This window comes from Halomonas sp. NCCP-2165, from assembly GCF_023708045.1.
In the GTDB taxonomy this organism is placed as follows: domain Bacteria; phylum Pseudomonadota; class Gammaproteobacteria; order Pseudomonadales; family Halomonadaceae; genus Bisbaumannia; species Bisbaumannia pacifica.
In genome coordinates this window covers 1-18,748 of sequence record NZ_BRCY01000024.1, presented here as the reverse complement: position 1 = coordinate 18,748, position 18,748 = coordinate 1, and the positions used below count along the sequence as shown (strand labels likewise).

The 18,748-nt window shown below is 67.4% G+C and carries 17 protein-coding genes; 3 read left to right on the top strand and 14 right to left on the bottom strand.

Annotated features, from left to right (window positions below; all coding sequences use genetic code 11):
- Positions 1-9: 9 nt before the first annotated feature.
- The 5 genes from NFU04_RS12485 to NFU04_RS12465 all read right to left on the bottom strand — a co-directional run bounded on the left by NFU04_RS12485 (position 10) and on the right by NFU04_RS12465 (position 6,181).
- On the bottom strand, positions 10-1,416 hold the full coding sequence (locus NFU04_RS12485; RefSeq protein WP_251309782.1) for an MFS transporter: 1,407 nt from the start codon (positions 1,414-1,416) through the stop codon (positions 10-12).
- A 72-nt stretch (positions 1,417-1,488) separates the two neighbouring features.
- Positions 1,489-1,875, bottom strand: coding sequence for a hypothetical protein (locus NFU04_RS12480; RefSeq protein ID WP_251309781.1), 387 nt, complete (start codon positions 1,873-1,875; stop codon positions 1,489-1,491).
- 107 nt (positions 1,876-1,982) lie between these two features.
- A complete protein-coding gene (gene lysS, locus NFU04_RS12475; protein ID WP_251309780.1) occupies positions 1,983-3,533 on the bottom strand; it encodes a lysine--tRNA ligase in 1,551 nt (516 codons plus the stop codon).
- A 104-nt stretch (positions 3,534-3,637) separates the two neighbouring features.
- Positions 3,638-4,736 (bottom strand): peptide chain release factor 2 gene (prfB, locus tag NFU04_RS12470; protein WP_459382090.1). Its coding sequence is split into 2 segments (ribosomal slippage): positions 3,638-4,660 and positions 4,662-4,736, totalling 1,098 coding nucleotides; the frame shifts between segments, so codons are not numbered across the junction.
- Positions 4,737-4,921: 185 nt separating this feature from the next.
- Positions 4,922-6,181: an OmpP1/FadL family transporter gene (locus tag NFU04_RS12465; RefSeq protein ID WP_251309779.1), complete on the bottom strand. Its 1,260-nt coding sequence runs from the start codon at positions 6,179-6,181 to the stop codon at positions 4,922-4,924.
- 290 nt (positions 6,182-6,471) lie between these two features.
- Here NFU04_RS12465 and NFU04_RS12460 point away from each other — a divergent pair, with 290 nt between their 5' ends.
- Positions 6,472-6,936, top strand: a complete 465-nt coding sequence (locus NFU04_RS12460; protein WP_251309778.1) for a MerR family transcriptional regulator — start codon at positions 6,472-6,474, stop codon at positions 6,934-6,936.
- Positions 6,933-9,506, top strand: a complete 2,574-nt coding sequence (locus NFU04_RS12455) for a heavy metal translocating P-type ATPase (protein ID WP_251309775.1) — start codon at positions 6,933-6,935, stop codon at positions 9,504-9,506. The genes NFU04_RS12460 and NFU04_RS12455 overlap by 4 nt, the downstream gene beginning before the upstream one ends.
- 82 nt (positions 9,507-9,588) lie before the next feature.
- Here the strand turns inward: NFU04_RS12455 and NFU04_RS12450 are convergent, their stop codons facing one another.
- The 9 genes from NFU04_RS12450 to rpsP form a co-directional block, all read right to left on the bottom strand.
- Positions 9,589-11,376, bottom strand: coding sequence for a single-stranded-DNA-specific exonuclease RecJ (locus tag NFU04_RS12450; protein WP_251309828.1), 1,788 nt, complete (start codon positions 11,374-11,376; stop codon positions 9,589-9,591).
- A gap of 225 nt (positions 11,377-11,601) precedes the next feature.
- Complete coding sequence (thrC, locus tag NFU04_RS12445; RefSeq protein WP_251309773.1) at positions 11,602-12,990, bottom strand: threonine synthase; 1,389 nt, start codon at positions 12,988-12,990, stop codon at positions 11,602-11,604.
- 130 nt (positions 12,991-13,120) lie between these two features.
- On the bottom strand, positions 13,121-14,437 hold the full coding sequence (locus NFU04_RS12440; RefSeq protein WP_251309772.1) for a homoserine dehydrogenase: 1,317 nt from the start codon (positions 14,435-14,437) through the stop codon (positions 13,121-13,123).
- A gap of 114 nt (positions 14,438-14,551) precedes the next feature.
- Positions 14,552-15,283 (bottom strand): DsbC family protein, encoded by a 732-nt coding sequence (locus NFU04_RS12435; protein WP_251309771.1) that lies wholly within the window; start codon positions 15,281-15,283, stop codon positions 14,552-14,554.
- A 2-nt stretch (positions 15,284-15,285) separates the two neighbouring features.
- Complete coding sequence (gene xerD / locus NFU04_RS12430; RefSeq protein ID WP_251309769.1) at positions 15,286-16,176, bottom strand: site-specific tyrosine recombinase XerD; 891 nt, start codon at positions 16,174-16,176, stop codon at positions 15,286-15,288.
- Between the two features lie 95 nt (positions 16,177-16,271).
- The gene (rplS, locus tag NFU04_RS12425; protein WP_146803390.1) at positions 16,272-16,628 is read right to left on the bottom strand and encodes a 50S ribosomal protein L19; all 357 of its coding nucleotides are present in this window, start codon (positions 16,626-16,628) and stop codon (positions 16,272-16,274) included.
- A 109-nt stretch (positions 16,629-16,737) separates the two neighbouring features.
- Positions 16,738-17,523, bottom strand: coding sequence for a tRNA (guanosine(37)-N1)-methyltransferase TrmD (gene trmD, locus NFU04_RS12420; protein WP_251309768.1), 786 nt, complete (start codon positions 17,521-17,523; stop codon positions 16,738-16,740).
- A gap of 58 nt (positions 17,524-17,581) precedes the next feature.
- Positions 17,582-18,115 (bottom strand): ribosome maturation factor RimM, encoded by a 534-nt coding sequence (rimM, locus tag NFU04_RS12415; protein WP_146803388.1) that lies wholly within the window; start codon positions 18,113-18,115, stop codon positions 17,582-17,584.
- A gap of 26 nt (positions 18,116-18,141) precedes the next feature.
- The gene (gene rpsP, locus NFU04_RS12410; protein WP_146803387.1) at positions 18,142-18,396 is read right to left on the bottom strand and encodes a 30S ribosomal protein S16; all 255 of its coding nucleotides are present in this window, start codon (positions 18,394-18,396) and stop codon (positions 18,142-18,144) included.
- 277 nt (positions 18,397-18,673) lie between these two features.
- On the opposite strand from rpsP, the gene NFU04_RS12405 reads away from it, so the two are divergent.
- Positions 18,674-18,748: leucine zipper domain-containing protein (locus NFU04_RS12405; protein WP_251309827.1), on the top strand; the 75-nt coding region annotated here is incomplete at its 3' end.

Genomic DNA, 18,748 nt, shown 5'->3' with positions numbered 1-18,748 from the left:
CCATTGTACTCATTCGGCCAGGCGCCGACGATGGTCCTCGCGGCGCGCCGCCTCACTCAGCGGCAGGCGCCGCAGGCTGGCCAGCAGGGCCAGCAGACAGGCCAGGCAGCCCAGCCAGAGGGTGGCCTGCACCGAGGCCAGCCAGCCGGTGGCCAGCACCAGGCCGACCACGGCCACCCCCAGGGACTGCCCCAGGGTACGGGTGGTGCTCATCACCCCGGAGGCGTTGGCACTGCGCTCTCGCGGGATGCTGCTCATCAGCTCGCGATTGTTGGGGGCCTGGAAGAGCCCGAAGCCCAGGCCGCACAGCGCCATGCGCCACAGGCTGTCGGCGAGGCTCGCCTCGGGCCCCAGCAGCGCCAGGGCCGCCAGGCCGCTCATCAGCAGCCCGAGCCCGGTACTGGCCAGCAGGGCCGGATTGACCCGATCCGCCAGGCGCCCGGCCAGGGGCGCGGTGAGCATGATGATCAGCGGCCAGGGGGTGAAGAGCCAGGCGGTCTGCAGGGGCGAGTAGCCGAGTTCCTTCTGGTAGTAGAAGGAGAGCGCCACGAAGACCAACCCCTGGGCGATAAAGGTCAGTCCCTGGGCCTGGATGCCCAGGGCGAAGCGCGGTTCACGGAAGAGTCCCAACCGCAGCAGCGGATGGCGGGCGCGACGCTGGCGGAACAGGAAGCCAGCGCCGCAGGCCAGGCTCAGGGCGAGCAGGGCCAGTCCCCAGGCATCGCCATGGCCCAGGGCGTCCATGGCCAGAAAGAAGCTAACCAGCATGGCCGCCGAGAGCAGGGCCCCGGCCAGGTCGAAGCCGCCCTGGCGGCGCGGCTCGGTGGGCAAGGCTCGCCAGGCCAGCATGGCGGCGATCAGGCCCAGGGGCACATTGAGGGCGAACAGCCAGGGCCAGTCGGCGACGGCCAGCACCAGCCCGCCCAGGGCCGGCCCCGAGGCATAGCCCACCGCCACCACCATGGCGCTGAAGCCCATGGCCGCCCCCAGCAGCCGCGAGGGGAAGACCTGTCGATAGATGGAGGGACCGATGGAGAGGGTGGCGGCGGCCCCCAGCCCCTGGAGGGCGCGGAACAGCAGCAGGGTCTCGAAGCGCCCGGAGAGGGCCGCCCCCAGGGAGGCGACGGAGAACAGCAGCAGCCCCGAGAGGTAGAGGCGACGCCGGGTCAGCAGCTCGCTCAGGGCGGCGCACAGCAGCAGGCTGGCGCCACACACCAGTTGGAAGCTGGTCACCACCCACACCGCACGGGCCTCGGAGATGGCCAGGTCGCGGGCGATGGAGGGCAGGGCCACGTTGATCATGGTGACGTCCACCACCATGATCAGGGTGCCCAGCACCAGGGTCAGGACGGCCAGGCGGCGCTCGGGTCCCGGCAGGCCATCGTCGCCGGGGCGGGTGGAGAAGAGTCGGCTCATGAGGTTCCGTTTATGCCAGCGCAACGAAAAGACCGGCCGCGGCCGGTCTTGGAGGACGGTGAGGCGATCCGCTTAATCCGGGTCGCTTTCCATCAGCAGGGCATCGTCGAACTCGGAGATCTCCAGGGGCGCCTCGTCGTCCAGGTCCATGGCCAGGTAGCTGTGCTCGACCCGCAGGAAGCGCTGGAAGAGCGCCCAGTCGAGGGTCTCGGGCCAGAGGCGCTCGTCCTCCTCCCAGGCTCGCAGCTCGGTCTCGAGGATCTCCAGGTAGCGCTCCCGGACGAAGGCCTGCAGGGCCTCCGGGGTATCCATCTCGGGGATCAGGTAGATGGTACTTTCCCGATCGATGTCATCGAGGGTCAGGTCATCCTCGCCCACCGTGGGCTCCAGGGAGTTGATCCAGTCCAGGAAGGGCTGGGTCGGCTTGACGCTCAGGGCGGAGCGGTTGAGCAGTTTCATCGCACTCTCCTCGATGACGATTCCTGGGCATTATGGGTGCAAGGGCTCGCGGTTACCAATACTTCCCGCCCCGGTTCATGCGCCCCCACGGAAGGAGGCGCTCCCCTTCAATCGCCTTCGGGGCGCATGGCCGGGAACAGCAACACATCGCGGATCGAGGCGCTGTCGGTGAGCAGCATCACCAGGCGATCGATACCGATGCCCTCGCCGGCGGTGGGCGGCAGGCCGTATTCGAGAGCGCGCACATAGTCGGCGTCGTAATACATCGCCTCGTCGTCGCCGGCCTCCTTCTCGGCCACCTGCTCGCGGAAGCGCTCGGCCTGGTCCTCGGCGTCATTGAGCTCGGAGAAGCCGTTGGCGATCTCGCGGCCGCCGACGAAGAACTCGAAGCGCTCGGTGACGAAGGGGTTCGAATCCTTGCGGCGTGCCAGCGGGCTCACCTCGGTGGGATACTCGGTGATAAAGGTGGGCTCATGGAGGCGATGCTCCACGGTCTTCTCGAAGATCTCGATCTGGACCTTGCCCAGGCCCCAGCCATCCTTGACGTCGATATCCAGGCGCTCGGCGATCTGACGGGCGGCGCTCTCGTCGGCCAGGGCCTCGGCATGGATATCCGGGTTGTACTCGAGGATCGAGTCGAAGACGCTCAGGCGACGCAGCGGACGGCCGAAGTCGTACTCGAAGGTCTCCAGCACCTCGCCGTCGCGGTTGCGCACGGTATTGACCACGGTGGTGGTGCCCAGCACCTCCTGGGTCAGGGTGCGCAGCATCGCCTCGGTGAGGTCCATCAGGTCGTTATAGTCCGCGTAGGCCTGATAGAACTCGATCATGGTGAACTCGGGGTTGTGCCGAGTGGAGAGGCCTTCGTTGCGGAAGTTGCGGTTGATCTCGAAGACCTTCTCGAAGCCCCCCACCACCAGGCGCTTGAGGTAGAGCTCCGGGGCGATGCGCAGGTACATGTCCTGGTCCAGCGCATTGTGGTGGGTGATAAAGGGGCGCGCCGTGGCACCGCCGGGGATCGCCTGCAGCATGGGGGTCTCCACCTCCATGAAACCGCGGGCCTCGAAGAAGCGGCGCATGGCGCTGATCACCCCGGCGCGGGTCGCGAAGACCTGGCGCGAGTCGGGGTTCATGATCAGGTCCACGTAGCGCTGGCGGTAGCGGGCCTCCATGTCGGTGAGGCCGTGGAACTTGTCGGGCAGCGGGCGCAGGCTCTTGGTGAGCAGCTTGGCCTCTTCCATCATCACATAGAGGTCGCCCTTGCCGGACTTGTGGACCGGCCCCCGCCCGGCGACGATATCGCCGATATCCCAGCCCTTGACGTCCTCGAGCACCTCGGCCGGCAGCCCCTTCTTGTCGACATAGAGCTGGATCTGGCCGGAGACGTCCTGAATGACGATAAAGGGGCCCCGCTTGCGCATGATGCGCCCGGCCACCGCCGCCTGGCGCCCCAGCGCCTCGAGTTCCTCCTTCGCCTTGTCGCCGAGCTCGGCCATCAGCTCGGCGGCCTGGCTGTCGCGGCGAAAGTCATTGGGGAAGGCACTCGCCCCCTGGGCAACGGCCTGCTCGCGGCGCGCGGCCAGCTTGGCGCGGCGCTCGGCGATCAGGTGGTTCTCGTCCTGCTGGGGGCTATCCGTGGAGGGGCTCTGGTTGGCCATGTCGCTACCTGTAGTCGAGTTAAGCTTGGGCAAAGGGGCTGGCGGAAACGGAGAAGAGGCGCCGGCACGCGGCGAGGCCTCCGCCCCGCCGCGATGGGCGAGGGTCAGAGACCCTGTTTAAGGCTGGCTTCGATAAACTGGTCCAGGTCGCCGTCCAGCACCTTGTCGCAGTTGCTGGTCTGCACGCCGGTGCGCAGGTCCTTGATGCGCTGGTCATCCAGCACATAGGAGCGGATCTGGCTGCCCCAGCCGATATCGGCCTTGGACTCCTCCGCCTCCTGCTTGGCGGCGTTGCGCTTCTGCATCTCGTGTTCCCACAGCTTCGCCTTGAGCTGCTTCATGGCGAAGTCGCGGTTGGCGTGCTGGCTGCGCTGGCTCTGACAGGCCACCACGATGCCGGTGGGCTCGTGGGTGATACGCACCGCCGAGTCGGTGGTGTTGACGTGCTGACCACCGGCACCGCTGGAGCGGTAGGTATCGACCCGCAGGTCGGCCGGGTTGATCTCCACCTCGAAGCTGTCGTCCACCTCCGGCGACAGGAACACCGAGGCGAAGGAGGTATGGCGCCGGCCGCCGGAGTCGAAGGGACTCTTGCGCACCAGGCGATGCACCCCGGTCTCGGTACGCAGCCAGCCGAAGGCGTAGTCGCCCTGGACATGGAGGGTCGCCGACTTGATACCCGCCACCTCGCCGGCGGAGGCCTCGATGATCTCGGCCTTGAAGCCGTGATGTTCGGCCCAGCGCAGGTACATGCGCAGCAGGATATTGGCCCAGTCCTGGGCCTCGGTGCCGCCGGAGCCGGCCTGGATATCGAGGTAGGCGTTGTTCTCGTCCATCTCGCCCGCGAACATGCGCCGGAACTCCAGCTTCTCCAGAGCTTCCTGGAGCCCCTCGAGCTCCTTGCGCACCTCGTCGACGGTGGCCTCGTCCTCCTCCATCTCGGCCAGCTCGAGCAGGTCGCGGCTGTCGCCGAGGCCCTGATCGAGCTCGTCGATGGTCTGGACGATCTGCTCCAGGGAGGCGCGCTCCTTGCCGAGCTTCTGGGCGTAGTCCGGGTCGTTCCAGACGTTGGGGTCTTCCAGCTCGCGGGAGACTTCTTCTAGCCGATCCTTGCGTTCGGCATAGTCAAAGATACCCCCTCAGGACGTCTGTCCGTTCGGACAGGTCCTTGATGAGGTTATGAATGGGATTGGTTTCCAGCATGGGGGCGTCTCGCCTCGATCTGCGGTGAACAAACGGCCGCCTACCCCGAGAAGCATCCCCGGGGCCGGGCGGCGCGGAAAGGGCATCATTGTAGCGAACCTGACGCCGGGCCGCATCCGCCACGATGCCCCCAAACGCCAGGAGCCCGGCCGGGGCCGGGCTCCTGGTTCGTCGAACGACGCGGCTTAGAAGCGGTAGGTCAGCTGAGCACCGAACCCATGGGCCTCGTTCTTGTAGTCGGCACTGAAATCACCTCGAAGATCCCCCGGTCCGCCCTGCTCAACCCGAGTGCTCCGCTCGGTGAGATAGGAGTAGGCGAAGTCCAGGGTCAAATCCTCCATAGGCGTCCAGCCCGCGCCCAAAGAGAAAATCCGCCGATCGTCCGAGGGGATGCGGACACTACGATCATTGTCATTGGTGGGCGTATTATCCAGGCTGAGGCCGGCCCGCAGCGCCAGCTGCGGATTCAACTGATACTCGCCCCCCACGGCGAAGGCCCAGGCATTGGAGTAGTTCTGCTCTTCCCGAGTGATCACGGGCCTAGACTCTCCTGTCACCAGAATCTCATCGAAGCGACTCCAGCGGGTCCAGGAGGCACCGAACATCAGCTTCAGGCGATCCGACATCTGCTGGGTCAGGGAGAAGTTGACGGTCTCCGGCGTGGTCAGATCCAGGCTGGCATCGTCGGTCATGGCGACGTTACCGGCGGGATCTATGGCCCGGAAGTCGCCGGTCAGGGTGTAATCCACCTTGGAGCGATAGGTCAGGCCCAGGGTGGTCTCCGGCACCGGTTGATAGATCACCCCCAGGTTATAGCCCCAGCCATCGTCATCGCCCTCGATTCGGGAATCAAGCTCGGTACTAACCCCGATCGGAACTTGGCGATGCAGCTCGCCCTCTACTCGGTTATAGGTAATCCCGGCCCCGACCGACCACTGGTCGTTGATGCGATAGGAGAGGGTCGGCTGGGCGCTGACCACCCGCACTTCGGTGTAGTTGCCGAAAGTTCGCCCAGCAAATGTATCTTCATAGTCTGTATTCGAACCAAAAGGCGCATAGACACCGAAGCCGAAGGCCAGGCGCTCGTTAAGCGGTTGGGCATAGAAGGCAAAGGGGATCAGCTTACCGGGAACCATGTCGCCTTCGGCAGTAGAACCGCCTGTACCGGGCACGGTGCTTGTATATTCAACATTGCTGATCTCGCTACTGACATCGAGATAGGTACCGCCGGCACTAATCTGGGCCCGGTTCAGGAAGGACATCCCCGCCGGGTTGCCGAAGACGATGGTGGCATCATGGACGTTGGAGCTGCGGCCGGCGTGACCATAGCCCTGGCCACTGACGCTCTGTTCGTTGATCTGATAACCGCCGGCACTGGCCTGGCCGGCGAAGGTGACAGCGGCGATGGCCACGGCTAAGGAGAGCTTGTTGAACTTGTTCTGCATGGTCACGACATCCTTTTCAGGGGTGAGCTGTGCGTTGTTATAAACCCGCGCCGGCGGGCGATGACGTGCCCCCAGTGTTGGCGCAACCCCTGGGGAAGATCAAGGCCAAACGTTCGTTTTAATGCAATATTTGCTAATACTTTAGTCGCACGACTGTTTGACCTCCTGAACTTTCAACCACTTGCCGAGTCGCCGCCGGGCACCTCGTCCTGTCCCGGCAAGCGCTGCTTGACCTAGGTGTTACTCACAGGTTCTACACTCCCGGTAACCATCGACCCGCGAGAGACGCCATGAAAGTGATCGAACTGGCCCGGGCCGCCGGGGTCACCGGCGAGACCGTGCGCCACTACACCCGCGAGGGACTGCTGCACCCCTCCCGCGATCCGGATAACGGCTACCAGCGCTACGCACACCGGGACCTGGAGCGGCTGCGCTTTATTCAGCGCGCCCGTACCCTGGGCTTCAGCGTCGCCGAGATTCGCGACATCCTCGCCCATGCCGACCAGGGCGACTCCCCCTGCCCCCTGGTCCGCGACCTGCTGGCCAGCCGCCTGCCGGAGATCCGCGCCCGTATCCATGAGCTCGAGGCGCTGGCCGCCCGCATGGAGCAGGCACTGTCGGCCTGGGAAGCGATGCCCGACGGCACCCCCGATGGCCATAGCCTGTGCCGCCTGATCGAGAGCTTCCCCGAGCCCCTCGGCGATACCAAGGCCGATGCCTCATACGATGCCGAGCCCCGGGAGGAGACACCATGAACGCCCAGTCATCACTCCAGCGCAGCGTCCCCGGCATGAGCTGCCAGGGCTGCGTCAAACGCATGCGCGAGGCGATTCAGGCCCGGGATCCCGAGGCCGAGGTGATGGGCGAGCCCGCCGAGAAGCGCCTCACCGTCACCTCCTCGCTGGATGGCGAGACCCTCGACGCCATCCTCGCCCAGGCCGGCTACCCGACCGGCGAGATCGCCCACGCCGACGAGGCGCCCGATGCCGCGCCAGCCGACGAGGACAAGGCGCCCGCCGCCCAGGCCCCGTCGGCGGCGGAGCACGCCACCACCCGGCGGCTGGCGATCGGTGGCATGACCTGCGCCAGCTGCGTGAAGAGCGTGCAGCAGGCCCTGGAGCGCACCCCGGGCGTGGCCACCGCCAGCGTCAACTTCGGCACCCGTACCGCCCAGGTCCATGGCAGCGCCGACGCCGAGGCACTGATCCGGGCCGTGCGCTCGGCGGGCTACGAGGCCGAGCCGATCGTCGACCTGCGCCAGGCCGAGGCCAGCCGCGCCGAACAGGATGCCAGGGAGTATCGCCGCCGCCTGCACGGCAGCTTCTGGTCGCTGGCGCTGGCGGTGCCGCTGATGGCCAGCATGTTCTTCTTCCACCCCCACCCGGTGGGTCCGGGGCGGTTCTTCTGGCTGGTAATCGGGCTGCTGACGCTGGCGGTGATGGCCGGCCCCGGCCGCCACTTCTTTATCAACGCCTGGAAGAACTTCCGTCATCACCAGGCCAATATGGACACCCTGATCGCCATGGGCACCGGCACCGCCTGGGGCTACTCCATGGCGGTGGTGGTCTTCGCCCCCTGGCTCCCGGAAGTGGCCCAGGGCATCTACTTCGAGGCCTCGGCCATGGTGATCGGCCTGGTGCTGCTGGGCAACGCCCTGGAACTGCGCGCCCGGGGCCGCACCAGCGATGCCCTGAAGCGCCTGCTCGATCTGCAGAGCCGCACCGCCCGGGTGATCCGCGACGGCGAGGAACGAGAGGTGGAGATCGACGCGGTGCGCGAAGGCGACCACATCCGCGTGCGCCCCGGCGAGCGCCTGCCGGTGGACGGCGTGGTGGTGGAGGGCGCCAGCCATGTCGACGAGTCGATGCTCACCGGCGAGCCACTTCCGGTGGCCAAGGGCGTGGATGACGAGGTCAGTGCCGGCACCGTCAACGGCAAGGGCGGGCTGGTCTACGAGGCGACCCGGGTCGGCGCCGATACTCGCCTGGGCCAGATCACCGAGCAGGTGGCCAGCGCCCAGAACTCCCGCCCGCCCATCGGCGCCCTGGCCGACCGCATCTCCAGCATCTTCGTACCCTCGGTGATGATCATCGCCGTGCTGACCGCCCTGGCCTGGTTCAACGTCGGCGCCGAGCCGCGGGTCATTCATATGCTGGTCACCGCGACCACGGTACTGATCATCGCCTGTCCCTGCGCCCTGGGCCTGGCCACGCCCATCTCCACCATGGTCGGCGTGGGCAAGGCCGCCGAGCAGGGGGTGCTGGTCAGAAACGGCGAGGCCCTACAGACCGCCAGCAAGCTCACCACCCTGGTGGTGGACAAGACCGGCACCCTCACCGAGGGCAAGCCACGGGTGACCGAGGCCCATCTGTTCTCTGCCGGGGAGGACGACAACGAGGAGACCCGGCTACTGGGCCTGGTCGCGGCCCTGGAGCGGGGCTCCGAGCATCCCCTGGCCAGCGCCCTGGTGAGCTACTGTGAGGCGCGGATCGGCGACACGGCCGCCGAGATCCGCGACTTCTCGAGCGTGACCGGCGGCGGCGTCCGGGCCAGCGACGAGCACGGCCACGCGCTGCTGCTGGGCAATGCCCGCCTGCTGGAGGAGGCCGGCATCGACCTGGGCGATGCCGCCGAGCGGGCCAGCCAGTGGGAAAAGCAGGCCCGCACCGTGGTCTACCTGGCCGTGGGCGGCGAACTGGCCGCACTCTTCGGCATCAGCGACCCGCTGCGCCACGATACCGCCGCGGCGATCAGGCGCCTGCAGGCGGATGGCCTGCGGGTGGTGATGCTGACCGGCGACAACCGACACACCGCCGCCGCCATCGCCGCCGAGCTGGGTATCGACGACTTCCGGGCCGGCCTGCTGCCCGAGGACAAGCACGCCGAGATCGAGCGTCGCCAGCAGGCCGGCGAGGTGGTGGGCATGGTCGGCGACGGCATCAACGACGCCCCCGCCCTGGCCCGGGCCGACGTGGGCTTCGCCATCGGCCAGGGCACCGACGTGGCCATCGAGAGCGCCGGCATCACCCTGATGCGCGGCTCCCTGCACGGCGTCGCCGCGGCCATCGAGATCAGCCGGGCGACCCTCACCAATATCAAGCAGAACCTGGTGGGCGCCTTCGGCTACAACGCCCTGTGCATCCCCATCGCCGCGGGGGTGCTCTACCCCCTGACCGGCATGCTGCTGTCGCCGATGATCGCCGGCGCCGCCATGTCGCTCTCGTCCATCACCGTGGTGGGCAACGCCAACCGCCTGCGCCTGCTCAAGCTCGGCGCATCGAGCGACCATCCCACCGACACGACGCCACGGGAGGCAACCCCATGACCTGGTTGATCAATCTAGCGGGCCTGGCGCTGATCGCCGCCATCGCCTGGTGGTTCTGGCTTAGCTAGGATCGACATATCGCCTAGGCGCCCAGTGGCTCGGCATGCTCCACCATCAGCTGCAGCGATTCGCGCCCCTTCCAGCGGTTGCGGTTGAGTTTGTAGGCGCAGCGCAGGCGGTCGCCCAGGCCGAAGGCGGGCAGCTCGCCGGGGGTCAGGGCACGGAACCAGATTGCCCGATGACTCATGCGACCCAGGGAGAGGTCCATCATCAGGTGGCTGCCGTCGGCACCCACCGGGCGCAGCGACTCCACCAGGAAATCCCCTTCGAAGAGTGGCGCCTCGAACTCCCGACCATAGGGGCCCAGGGCCTCGAGGGTCTCCAGGGTGGTGAGGCTGAGCTGCTCGGGCGACAACTCCCCGTCGGTCAGCACCCTGGGATAGAGCTCGGCGCCGCCGAGCTGCTCCGCCACCGCCGTCAGCACGGCCTCGCGGAAGGCGTCCAGCCGCTCCCGGGGCACCCCCACCCCGGCGGCGCCACGGTGGCCGCCGAAGCGCGGTAGCGCCTCCGGGGCCAGCTCATGGGCGCGTTGCAGGGCATCGCGCAGATGCAGCCCCTCGATGGAGCGCCCGGAGCCGGTCAACATGCCCGGGGCCGCGGCGGGGGTCAGCACCAGGGTCGGCCGCCCGTAGGCCTGCACCAGCCGCGAGGCGACGATGCCCTGGACCCCCGCATGGCCCTGCTCCAGGAAGATCACCAGGGCCGGGGCATCCTCGACCAGCGGCGCCCGGGCCAGGGCCTTGGCCTGCTCGGTCATCTCCGCCTCGATCGCCTTGCGCGACTGATTGTCCTGATCGAGGGTCTCCAGGTGGCGCGCCGCGGTGGCGTCATCGGCGGCCAGCATGAAATGCAGGGCCGCATAGGGGTCGTCGAGCCGCGAGCGGGCATTGATGCGCGGGCCCATCTGGAAGGCCAGGGTCTCGGCGTCGAAGGGCAGGCTGTCGGGCCCCAGGCGCGCCGCCATGGTGCGCCAGCAGGCGGCCTCCAGGCGGTTGATCAGGGTCAGGCCATGGCTGACCACGGCGCGATTGGCGGGACTGCCGCCCAGGGACACGCAGTCCGCCACCGTGCCCAGCGCCACATAGGAGAGCCAGGGGGAAAGCTTGGGGGTGGCCTCGGGCAGCACGCCCCAGTCGATCAGCACGCCGCGGGTCAGCGACATGGTCAGCCAGGCGACCATGCAGCCGGCGATGGTCGGGTCCGGGTAGTCGCAGTCGTCCCGGGTGGGGTTGACGGTGGCATAGGCCGAGGCCGGCGGGCCCTCCACGGGCAGGGCGTGGTGGTCGGTGACCACCACCTCGACCCCTTCGGCGGCCAGGCGAGCGATACGCGGCTCGTCGCTGCTGCCGCAGTCGGCGGTGATCACCAGGCTGGGCCGCGGCGCGAGCGAGAGGGTGCGCTCCACCAGGGGCAGGCTGATGCCGTAGCCGTCATGGATCCGGTGGCCGATCAGGCTATGCAGCTTGGCCTCGGGCACCCCGAATAGCTCGTGCAGGGTTCGGCGAATCACCACATGGGAGGTGATGCCGTCCACGTCGTAGTCGGTGAGGATGCCGATATGCTCGCCCTCGGCCACCGCCTGGGCGATGCGCTCGGCGGCGCGGCGGCCGTCGGCCAGCCGCTCGGGATGCGCCAGGTGGCGCAGGCTGGGCGAGATCAGCGGCGCCAGCTCGCCGCGGTAGTCGTCGAGGCGCCCGGCGAGGATTCGCGCCTGGAGCTCCGAGAGGCCCTCCTGCTGGGCCCGGGCATAGAGGGCCTGGTTCAAGGGACGCGACTGAATCCGCGGCCGTAGCCGCTCGTTCAACTCCATGGGATCACTGGCGGCACTCAAGTCAGGCTCCTGCAGGTAGGCACACGATGTAGAGGGGCATATGCCCACTCGGGGCTGATCCAGCGACAGGCCTTGTTCGGGGCGCGGTGCCCCCCTCCCTGGGCGCTACCGATGCCATCCCTGGCATAGCCCCCCTTCAGGCCTGTCCCCGGCGCCCTTCGCCTCGACTTCCGACTTCCGGCTTCCGGCTTCCGGCTTCCGGCTTTAGCGGCGATTCTCGGCGACGAACTGCTGTACCGCGGAAAGCTCCGCCGGCAGCACCGTGTAGCGCTCCTCGCGCTCCAGCAGGTCGTCCATATGCGGCGGCAGCGGCACCCCGGGGAAGCCCGCCTTGACCACCGCCTCGGCGAACTTGGCCGGATGCGCGGTGGCCAGGGTGATCATCGGCACGCTCTCGTCGCCCCGCTCGCGCTCGGCGGCGCGATAACCGGTGGCGGTGTGCGGGTCGAGGATCTCCTGGGTGCGGTGATGCGCCTCGCGGATCACCTCGAGGATGGTGGCGTCATCGACGCTATGGCTGGCGAAGCGTTCACGAAGGCGCGATAGCGGCGCGTCGGCGAGCGTCGCGGGTTCCGCCTGGAAGCGCTCCAGCAGCTCGGCCACGGCGGCGCCATCGCGATCGTAGGCCTCGAACAGCAGTCGCTCGAAGTTGGAGGAGACGACGATATCCATGGAAGGCGCCAGGGTCGCGACCAGTTCCTTCTTGGAGAAGTCGTTGTCGGCCAGGGTGCGGTGGAGGATATCGTTGGCGTTGGTGGCGATCACGAAGCGCTCCACCGGCAGGCCCATGCGGTAGGCCATAAAGCCGGCGAAGACGTTGCCGAAGTTGGCCGAGGGCACGCAGAAGCTCACCTTGCGGTGGGGGGCGCCCAGGGCCACGCCGGCGGCCACGTAGTAGACGATCTGGGCCATGATCCGCGCCCAGTTGATGGAGTTGACCGCCACCAGTCGGGTGCCATTGAGGAAGTCCTGGTCGGCGAAGCTCGCCTTGACCATCGCCTGGGCGTCATCGAAGTTGCCCTCGATGGCGATATTGAAGACGTTGTCCGCCAGCACCGAGGTCATCTGGCGACGCTGCACCTCGGAGACCCGGTTGTGCGGGTGGAGGATAAAGATGTCGAGGTTGTCGCAGTGGCGGCAGCCCTCGATGGCCGCGGAGCCGGTATCGCCGGAGGTGGCGCCCATGATGACCGCCCGCTCGCCGCGCTTCTTCAGGAAGTGATCGAGGATACGCCCGAGTAGCTGCAGGGCCACGTCCTTGAAGGCCAGCGTCGGGCCGTGGAAGAGCTCGAGCAGGAAGTGGTTGGCATCGAGCTGATTGAGCGGCACCACGGCGTCGTGACTGAAGGTGGCATAGGCCTCGGTGACCAGGCGACGGAAGGTGTCGTCGTCGATCTCGCCGTTGACGAAGGGCTTCATCACCCGGAAAGCGATCTCCGCGTACGACAGGCCGGCCATCTCGGCCAGTTCCTCATGGGAGAACTGCGGCACGGTCTCGGGGACATAGAGGCCGCCATCGCTGGCCAGGCCGGTGAGCACCACGTCCTCGAAGGAGAGCGCGGGCGCGCGCCCGCGGGTACTGATATAGCGCATTGTTCGATTCCTTTGCTCGCTCGGAGCCGATCCGGCGACAGATAGCGGTAGTAGCTAGAAGCGCCCCCGTATCCGCTGGGGGGCGCTTCCAGCTTCCAGCTTACGGCTTGCCGCTCGGGCGAAGCCCGGCTTATTCGTGTTCGTCGAGGGATTCCACGCGGATCCGCGTCACCGGCCCGGCGATATCGGCCATGGACTCGATCTGGCGAATCGCCTCGTTCATCTGCTGCTCGCGGGTGCGGTGGGTCAGCAGGATGATCGGCACCAGCTCGCCTTCGGTGGCCTCCTTCTGGATCAGCGCCTCGATGGAGATGCCCTGCTCGGAGAGGATGGTCGCCACCCGGGCCAGCACGCCGGGGCGATCCACCGCCAGCAGCCGCAGGTAGTAGGCGGTGTTGATCTCCTCCATGGGCAGGATCGGCAGCTGGCTGACGTCCTCATCGATGCCGCTGAAGGCCAGGTAGGGCACCCGGTAGTGGTGAGCGGTGGTGATATCCCGGGCCACGTCGAGCAGGTCGGCCACCACCGCGGAGGCGGTGGGCTCGGCACCGGCGCCGGCGCCGTAGTAGAGGGTCGGGCCCACGGCATCGCCCATCACCGCGATGGCGTTCTTGACGCCGTGCACATTGGCCAGCAGGCGCTCCTTGGGAATCAGGGTCGGGTGGACCCGCAGTTCCAGGCCCTGCTCGGTGCGCTTGGAGATGCCCAGGTGCTTGATGATATAGCCCAGGTTATCGGCCTGCTCCACGTCCTCGGCGGTGACCCGGGAGATGCCCTCGGTATAGGCCTTCTCGAACTGCAGCGGCACGCCGTAGGCGATGGAGGCGAGGATGGTCAGCTTGTGGGCGGCATCGATGCCTTCCACGTCGAAGGTGGGGTCGGCCTCGGCGTAGCCCAGCGCCTGGGCCTCGGCGAGGACGTCCTCGAAGGCTCGGCCCTCGTCGCGCATATGGGTGAGGATATAGTTGCCGGTGCCGTTGATGATGCCGGCGACCCACTCGATGCGGTTGGCGCCCAGGCCCTCGCGCAGCGACTTGATCACCGGGATGCCGCCGGCCACGGCGGCCTCGAAGGCGACGATCACGCCCTTCTCGTGGGCGGCCTGGAAGATCTCGTTACCGTGTACGGCGATCAGCGCCTTGTTGGCGGTGACCACGTGCTTGCCGTGCTCGATGGCGGTGAGCACCAGCTCGCGGGCGATGTCGTAGCCGCCGATCAGCTCCACCAGCACGTCCACCTCGGGGTTACGGGCCACCTCGAAGATATCGGCGGTGGTCTTGACGCCGGTGGTGTCGCAGTCCGGGTTGTCGCGACGCATCGCCACCTGTTCGATCACGATGGGCCGCCCGGCCCGCCGGGCGATCTCGTCGGCATTGCGCGTCAGGACATTGAAGGTACCGCCACCGACGGTACCCAGGCCACAGATTCCCACTCTCACCGGTTTCAACGTGATATCCCCTTGCTCTAGTGTTCGGTGTCCGCCCGGGTCGTCGGGCGGCGGTCCAGCGGTGGCGGTTCCGGCCGGGCCTACGCCCGCCACTCGTCATCGTCTTGCGTCTGTTCAGTCGTCGAGGCCCAGCATGGCGGCCAGGCGCTCGGCGGGCACATAGCCCGGCACCAGGCGCCCGTCGGGCAGCACGATGGCCGGCGTGCCCTGGACGCCAAGCTCCATCCCCAGATGATACTGGGCCTCGACCGGATTGTCGCAGTCCGCGGGCCCTTCCAGGGACTCCCCGCCCTTGACCCGGCTCATCGCCTCGCCGGGATTGGCGTCGCACCACACCTGCTGCAGCTCTCGAGCGCCTTGTGAGCCCATGCCGCCCCGCGGGAAAGCCAGATAGTGTACCTCGATTCCCCGCTCATTGAGCGCCGCCACCTCCTCGTGGAGACGCACGCAGTAGGGGCAGGTGGTATCGGTGAAGACGCTGACCACGGCGCGACTCTCGGCGCCACGGAAGATCACCCGCTCGGCCTCGGGGATCATCGCCAGGCGCTCGGCGCGCTCGGCGTTGCGGGCCTGCTCGGTGAGATTGACCAGCCCCTGGTCGGCGTTCTCGTAGAGGTCCCCGACCAGGAAGAAGCGCCCGCTGCTGTCGCTGTAGAAGGTCTCGCCGTTGTCCAGGCGCACCTCGAAGAACCCTTCCAGGGGGGTCGCGGTCACGCTCTCCACCGGCATCGATTCGCCGCGCACGCTCAGGCGCTCGGCCAGCTCGGCGGCGGGGTCGGCCAGGGCCGGGGCGGACAGGACGGCGGCCAGCAGGCCAGCCAGTACGACTCGTGACGCTCGTTGCATGTTCAGCCTCGCGGGTGATGTTCGGCATGCAGCAGCTCCAGGCGGGCCTGGGCCACATGGGTATAGATCTGGGTCGTCGACAGGTCGCTATGACCCAGCAACAGCTGTACGACACGCAAATTGGCCCCATGATTCAACAGATGGGTGGCGAAGGCGTGGCGCAGGGTATGCGGCGACAGGGGCCGCGAGATGCCGGCGGCGCGAGCATGGGCCTTGATGCGATGCCAGAAGGCCTGACGGGTCAGGCAGGCATCGCCGCGCCCGGGGAAGAGCGCCGGCCGGGTGGGGTCCTGCATCATCGCCCCCCGGCCGCCGCGCAGGTAGCGCTCGAGCCAGGCGATGCCCTCCTCGCCCAGGGGCACCAGGCGCTCCTTGTCGCCCTTGCCCAGCACCCGTACCACGCCCTGGCGCAGGTTGACGCTGGCCAGGCTCAGGTTGACCAGCTCCGAGACCCGCAGGCCGCAGCCGTAGAGCACCTCCAGCATGGCGCGATCGCGCAGCCCCAAGGGAGTCTCGGTGTCCGGCGCCGCCAGCAACCGCTCCACTTCGGCCTCGTCGAGGGTATTCGGCAGGTTGGGACGCACCTTGGGCAGACGCACCCCGGCCAGGGGATCGACACTCAGTCGCTCGGTCATCAGCGCCCAGCGGTAGAAGCGCCGCAGGCTGGACAGCAAGCGGGCATTGGAGCGCAGCCGGTAACCCGCCGCGCGGCGCGCCGCTAGCCACTCGGGCAGGGTCTCGGCGCCGGGAGCCAGCAGGCAGGCGTCCCGCTCGGCCAGGCAGGCCGCCCAGGCGCCGAGGTCGCGGCGATAGGCGGCCAGGGTGTGCTCACTGGCGCCCTGCTCGAGCCACAGGGCATCGAGGAAGGCGTCGATCAGGGTGGCATCGGACATCGGCGGGCCTCAAATGCAGGGAAACCCCGCCCCGCGCGAGCGGTGACGGGGTTTCCCGGCGACCTCGGCGGTGCCGGGTCGCGGCCTGGCCCGACTTAGGCCAGCTTTTCCTTGATACGGGCAGACTTGCCGCTGCGCTCGCGGAGGTAGTACAGCTTGGCCTGGCGCACGTCGCCGCGGCGCTTGACGCTGATGGAGTCGACCAGCGGGCTGTAGGTCTGGAAGGTCCGCTCGACGCCGACACCGTGGGAGATCTTGCGCACGGTGAAGGCGGAGTTCAGACCGCGGCTACGCTTGCCGATCACCACGCCCTCGAAGGCCTGCAGACGCTCGCGGTTACCTTCCTTGACCTTGACCTGGACGATCACGGTATCGCCGGGGGCGAAGGCCGGGATTTCCTTGCTCATCTGCTCGTTTTCGATCGCCTGGATCACCTTGTTCTTGCTGCTCATTGCTAGCTCCTCAATCTCTCTATCGCCACCCGGAAGTGGCCGTGATCCCGACGCTCGGCGTAGGCACGCAGACGCGGGAATCGGATGTGTGACGCGAGTCTGCCCTGGCTTATGGGGCCTCGGGGGTGGCTCGCACCTCCGCCTGACTGGCGTATTCGTCGATAAATTCATCGAGCAGTTGTCGCTGCTCTCGGCTCAATTCGCGACCCTCGAGAAGGTCGGGGCGCCTGAGCCAGGTGCGTCCCAGGGACTGCTTGAGGCGCCAGCGACGAATGGCACCATGATTGCCGCTCAGCAGTACCTCCGGCACCACCCGCCCGTCGATCTCCTCGGGGCGCGTGTAATGGGGGCAATCCAGCAGTCCCTCGTTGAAGGAGTCCTCTACCGCCGAGTCCTGGTGTCCCAGCACCCCCGGCACCAGCCGGGCGGCGGCATCGATCAGCACCATGGCGGGCAGCTCGCCGCCGCTCAGCACATAGTCGCCGATGGACCACTCTTCATCGATATCGGCCTCGACGATACGCTCGTCGATGCCCTCGTAACGGCCGGCCACCACGATCAGGGGTCCCGCCGCGGCCAGTTCCTGGACACCGCGCTGATCCAGAGGTCGCCCCTGGGGCGACAGGTAGATCACGCGGGCCGGCTGGCCCTGTGTCGCTTCGGCCTCGGCGCGCGCGGCATGAATCGCCTGACGCAGCGTCTCGACCTTCATCAGCATGCCCGGCCCGCCCCCATAGGGGCGATCATCCACCGTGCGGTGCTTGTCGGTGGCAAAGTCCCGGGGATTCCAGAATTCCAGTTCCAGCAACCCTTGCTTGACCGCTCGACCGGTCACGCCATAACGGCTGATCGCGTCGAACATCTCCGGGAACAGCGAGACAACACCTATCCACACGGCAATCGATTCCAGGCATCGGCCCCGGGGGTTCCGCCTCGGGCGGTAGACCCTAGGGTCAAAAATCGGGATCCCAGGCCACCGTCATGCGGCCGGCATCGAGATCCACGTCGAGTATCACCTCATCGGGCAAAAAGGGCAGCAGCCGCTCCTTGCCGTCGGCGGCACCGCGCACGACCATGACGTCGTTGGCGCCGGTCTCGAACAGGTAGGCCACACGCCCCAGGGCTTGTCCCTCGGCGGTCACCACCTCGAGTCCTTCCAGCTGGTGCCAGTAATACTCGTCCGCGGGCAGCTTTGGCAGCGCCGACTTGGGCAGCAGGATCTCTGCCCCGGCCAGCCGCTCGGCGGCGTCGCGGTCGTTCACCCCATCGAGGCTCGCGACCAGTCCCTTGCCATGGCGACGCCCCTGAGTCAGGCGGTACTTCGCCACCCGACCATCGAGACGCACCCACCACTCGGGGTAGTCGAGAATGCCCTCCATGGGGCTGGTGTAGGAGTACACCTTGAGCCACCCCTTGACCCCGTAGGAGCTGGTCAGTTTACCCAATACCACGTGCTGTGCATCGGGGCTGTCCTGGGGAGAGGTCATGGCGGTTTCCTGCACCGGGCTCACGATCAGGCGCTGGCCTGCTTGCGAGCTTCCTTGATCAGCTCGGCGACGCGCTCGGAGAGCTGGGCACCCTGATCCTGCCAGTGGGTGACGCGCTCCAGGTCGACGCGCAGACGCTCTTCCTGGCCACGGGCCACCGGGTTGAAGAAGCCGACGCGCTCGAGGAAACGACCGTCGCGGGATTTGCGAGAGTCGGTCACGGTCAGGTGATAGAAGGGACGCTTCTTGGCGCCACCACGTGCCAGACGAATGGTAACCATGGCGTTAAACAGTCCTTCGGTTGGATTGCTGAAATTTGGAGTCTTCAGGGCGTGAGCGGACTCACGACCCAGTCATGAAGACGCGACATTCTACGGAAAGCGGCACCGTTTGGGAACCTTTTTCCTTGACAGGCCGCCGACCCATCTGGGAAGGGCCGGCGTCGGGCGCGAGAATCCGCGGCGCCTCGGCCTAGCTGTGATCTCTCGGTAGGTTGTTCATCCGGAGCCAACCCGGAAAACTGGGGGTGCGAACCAAACCAACCTCCAGGAGGCCCGGATGAACACCCATAAGAATGCCCGTCTCACTCCCCATGGTCGAGCCCTGCTGGTCCGCCGAGTCCTCGAAGAAGGG

Excerpts from the sequence above, each read along its gene's own strand:
- NFU04_RS12485 (WP_251309782.1), bottom strand. The coding sequence starts at position 1,416 with ATGAGCCGACTCTTCTCCACCCGCCCCGGCGACGATGGCCTGCCGGGA.
- NFU04_RS12480 (WP_251309781.1), bottom strand. The coding sequence starts at position 1,875 with ATGAAACTGCTCAACCGCTCCGCCCTGAGCGTCAAGCCGACCCAGCCC.
- lysS (WP_251309780.1), bottom strand. The coding sequence starts at position 3,533 with ATGGCCAACCAGAGCCCCTCCACGGATAGCCCCCAGCAGGACGAGAAC.
- NFU04_RS12465 (WP_251309779.1), bottom strand. The coding sequence starts at position 6,181 with ATGCAGAACAAGTTCAACAAGCTCTCCTTAGCCGTGGCCATCGCCGCT.
- NFU04_RS12460 (WP_251309778.1), top strand. The coding sequence starts at position 6,472 with ATGAAAGTGATCGAACTGGCCCGGGCCGCCGGGGTCACCGGCGAGACC.
- NFU04_RS12455 (WP_251309775.1), top strand. The coding sequence starts at position 6,933 with ATGAACGCCCAGTCATCACTCCAGCGCAGCGTCCCCGGCATGAGCTGC.
- NFU04_RS12450 (WP_251309828.1), bottom strand. The coding sequence starts at position 11,376 with ATGGAGTTGAACGAGCGGCTACGGCCGCGGATTCAGTCGCGTCCCTTG.
- thrC (WP_251309773.1), bottom strand. The coding sequence starts at position 12,990 with ATGCGCTATATCAGTACCCGCGGGCGCGCGCCCGCGCTCTCCTTCGAG.
- NFU04_RS12435 (WP_251309771.1), bottom strand. The coding sequence starts at position 15,283 with ATGCAACGAGCGTCACGAGTCGTACTGGCTGGCCTGCTGGCCGCCGTC.
- xerD (WP_251309769.1), bottom strand. The coding sequence starts at position 16,176 with ATGTCCGATGCCACCCTGATCGACGCCTTCCTCGATGCCCTGTGGCTC.
- rplS (WP_146803390.1), bottom strand. The coding sequence starts at position 16,628 with ATGAGCAGCAAGAACAAGGTGATCCAGGCGATCGAAAACGAGCAGATG.
- rimM (WP_146803388.1), bottom strand. The coding sequence starts at position 18,115 with ATGACCTCTCCCCAGGACAGCCCCGATGCACAGCACGTGGTATTGGGT.
- rpsP (WP_146803387.1), bottom strand. The coding sequence starts at position 18,396 with ATGGTTACCATTCGTCTGGCACGTGGTGGCGCCAAGAAGCGTCCCTTC.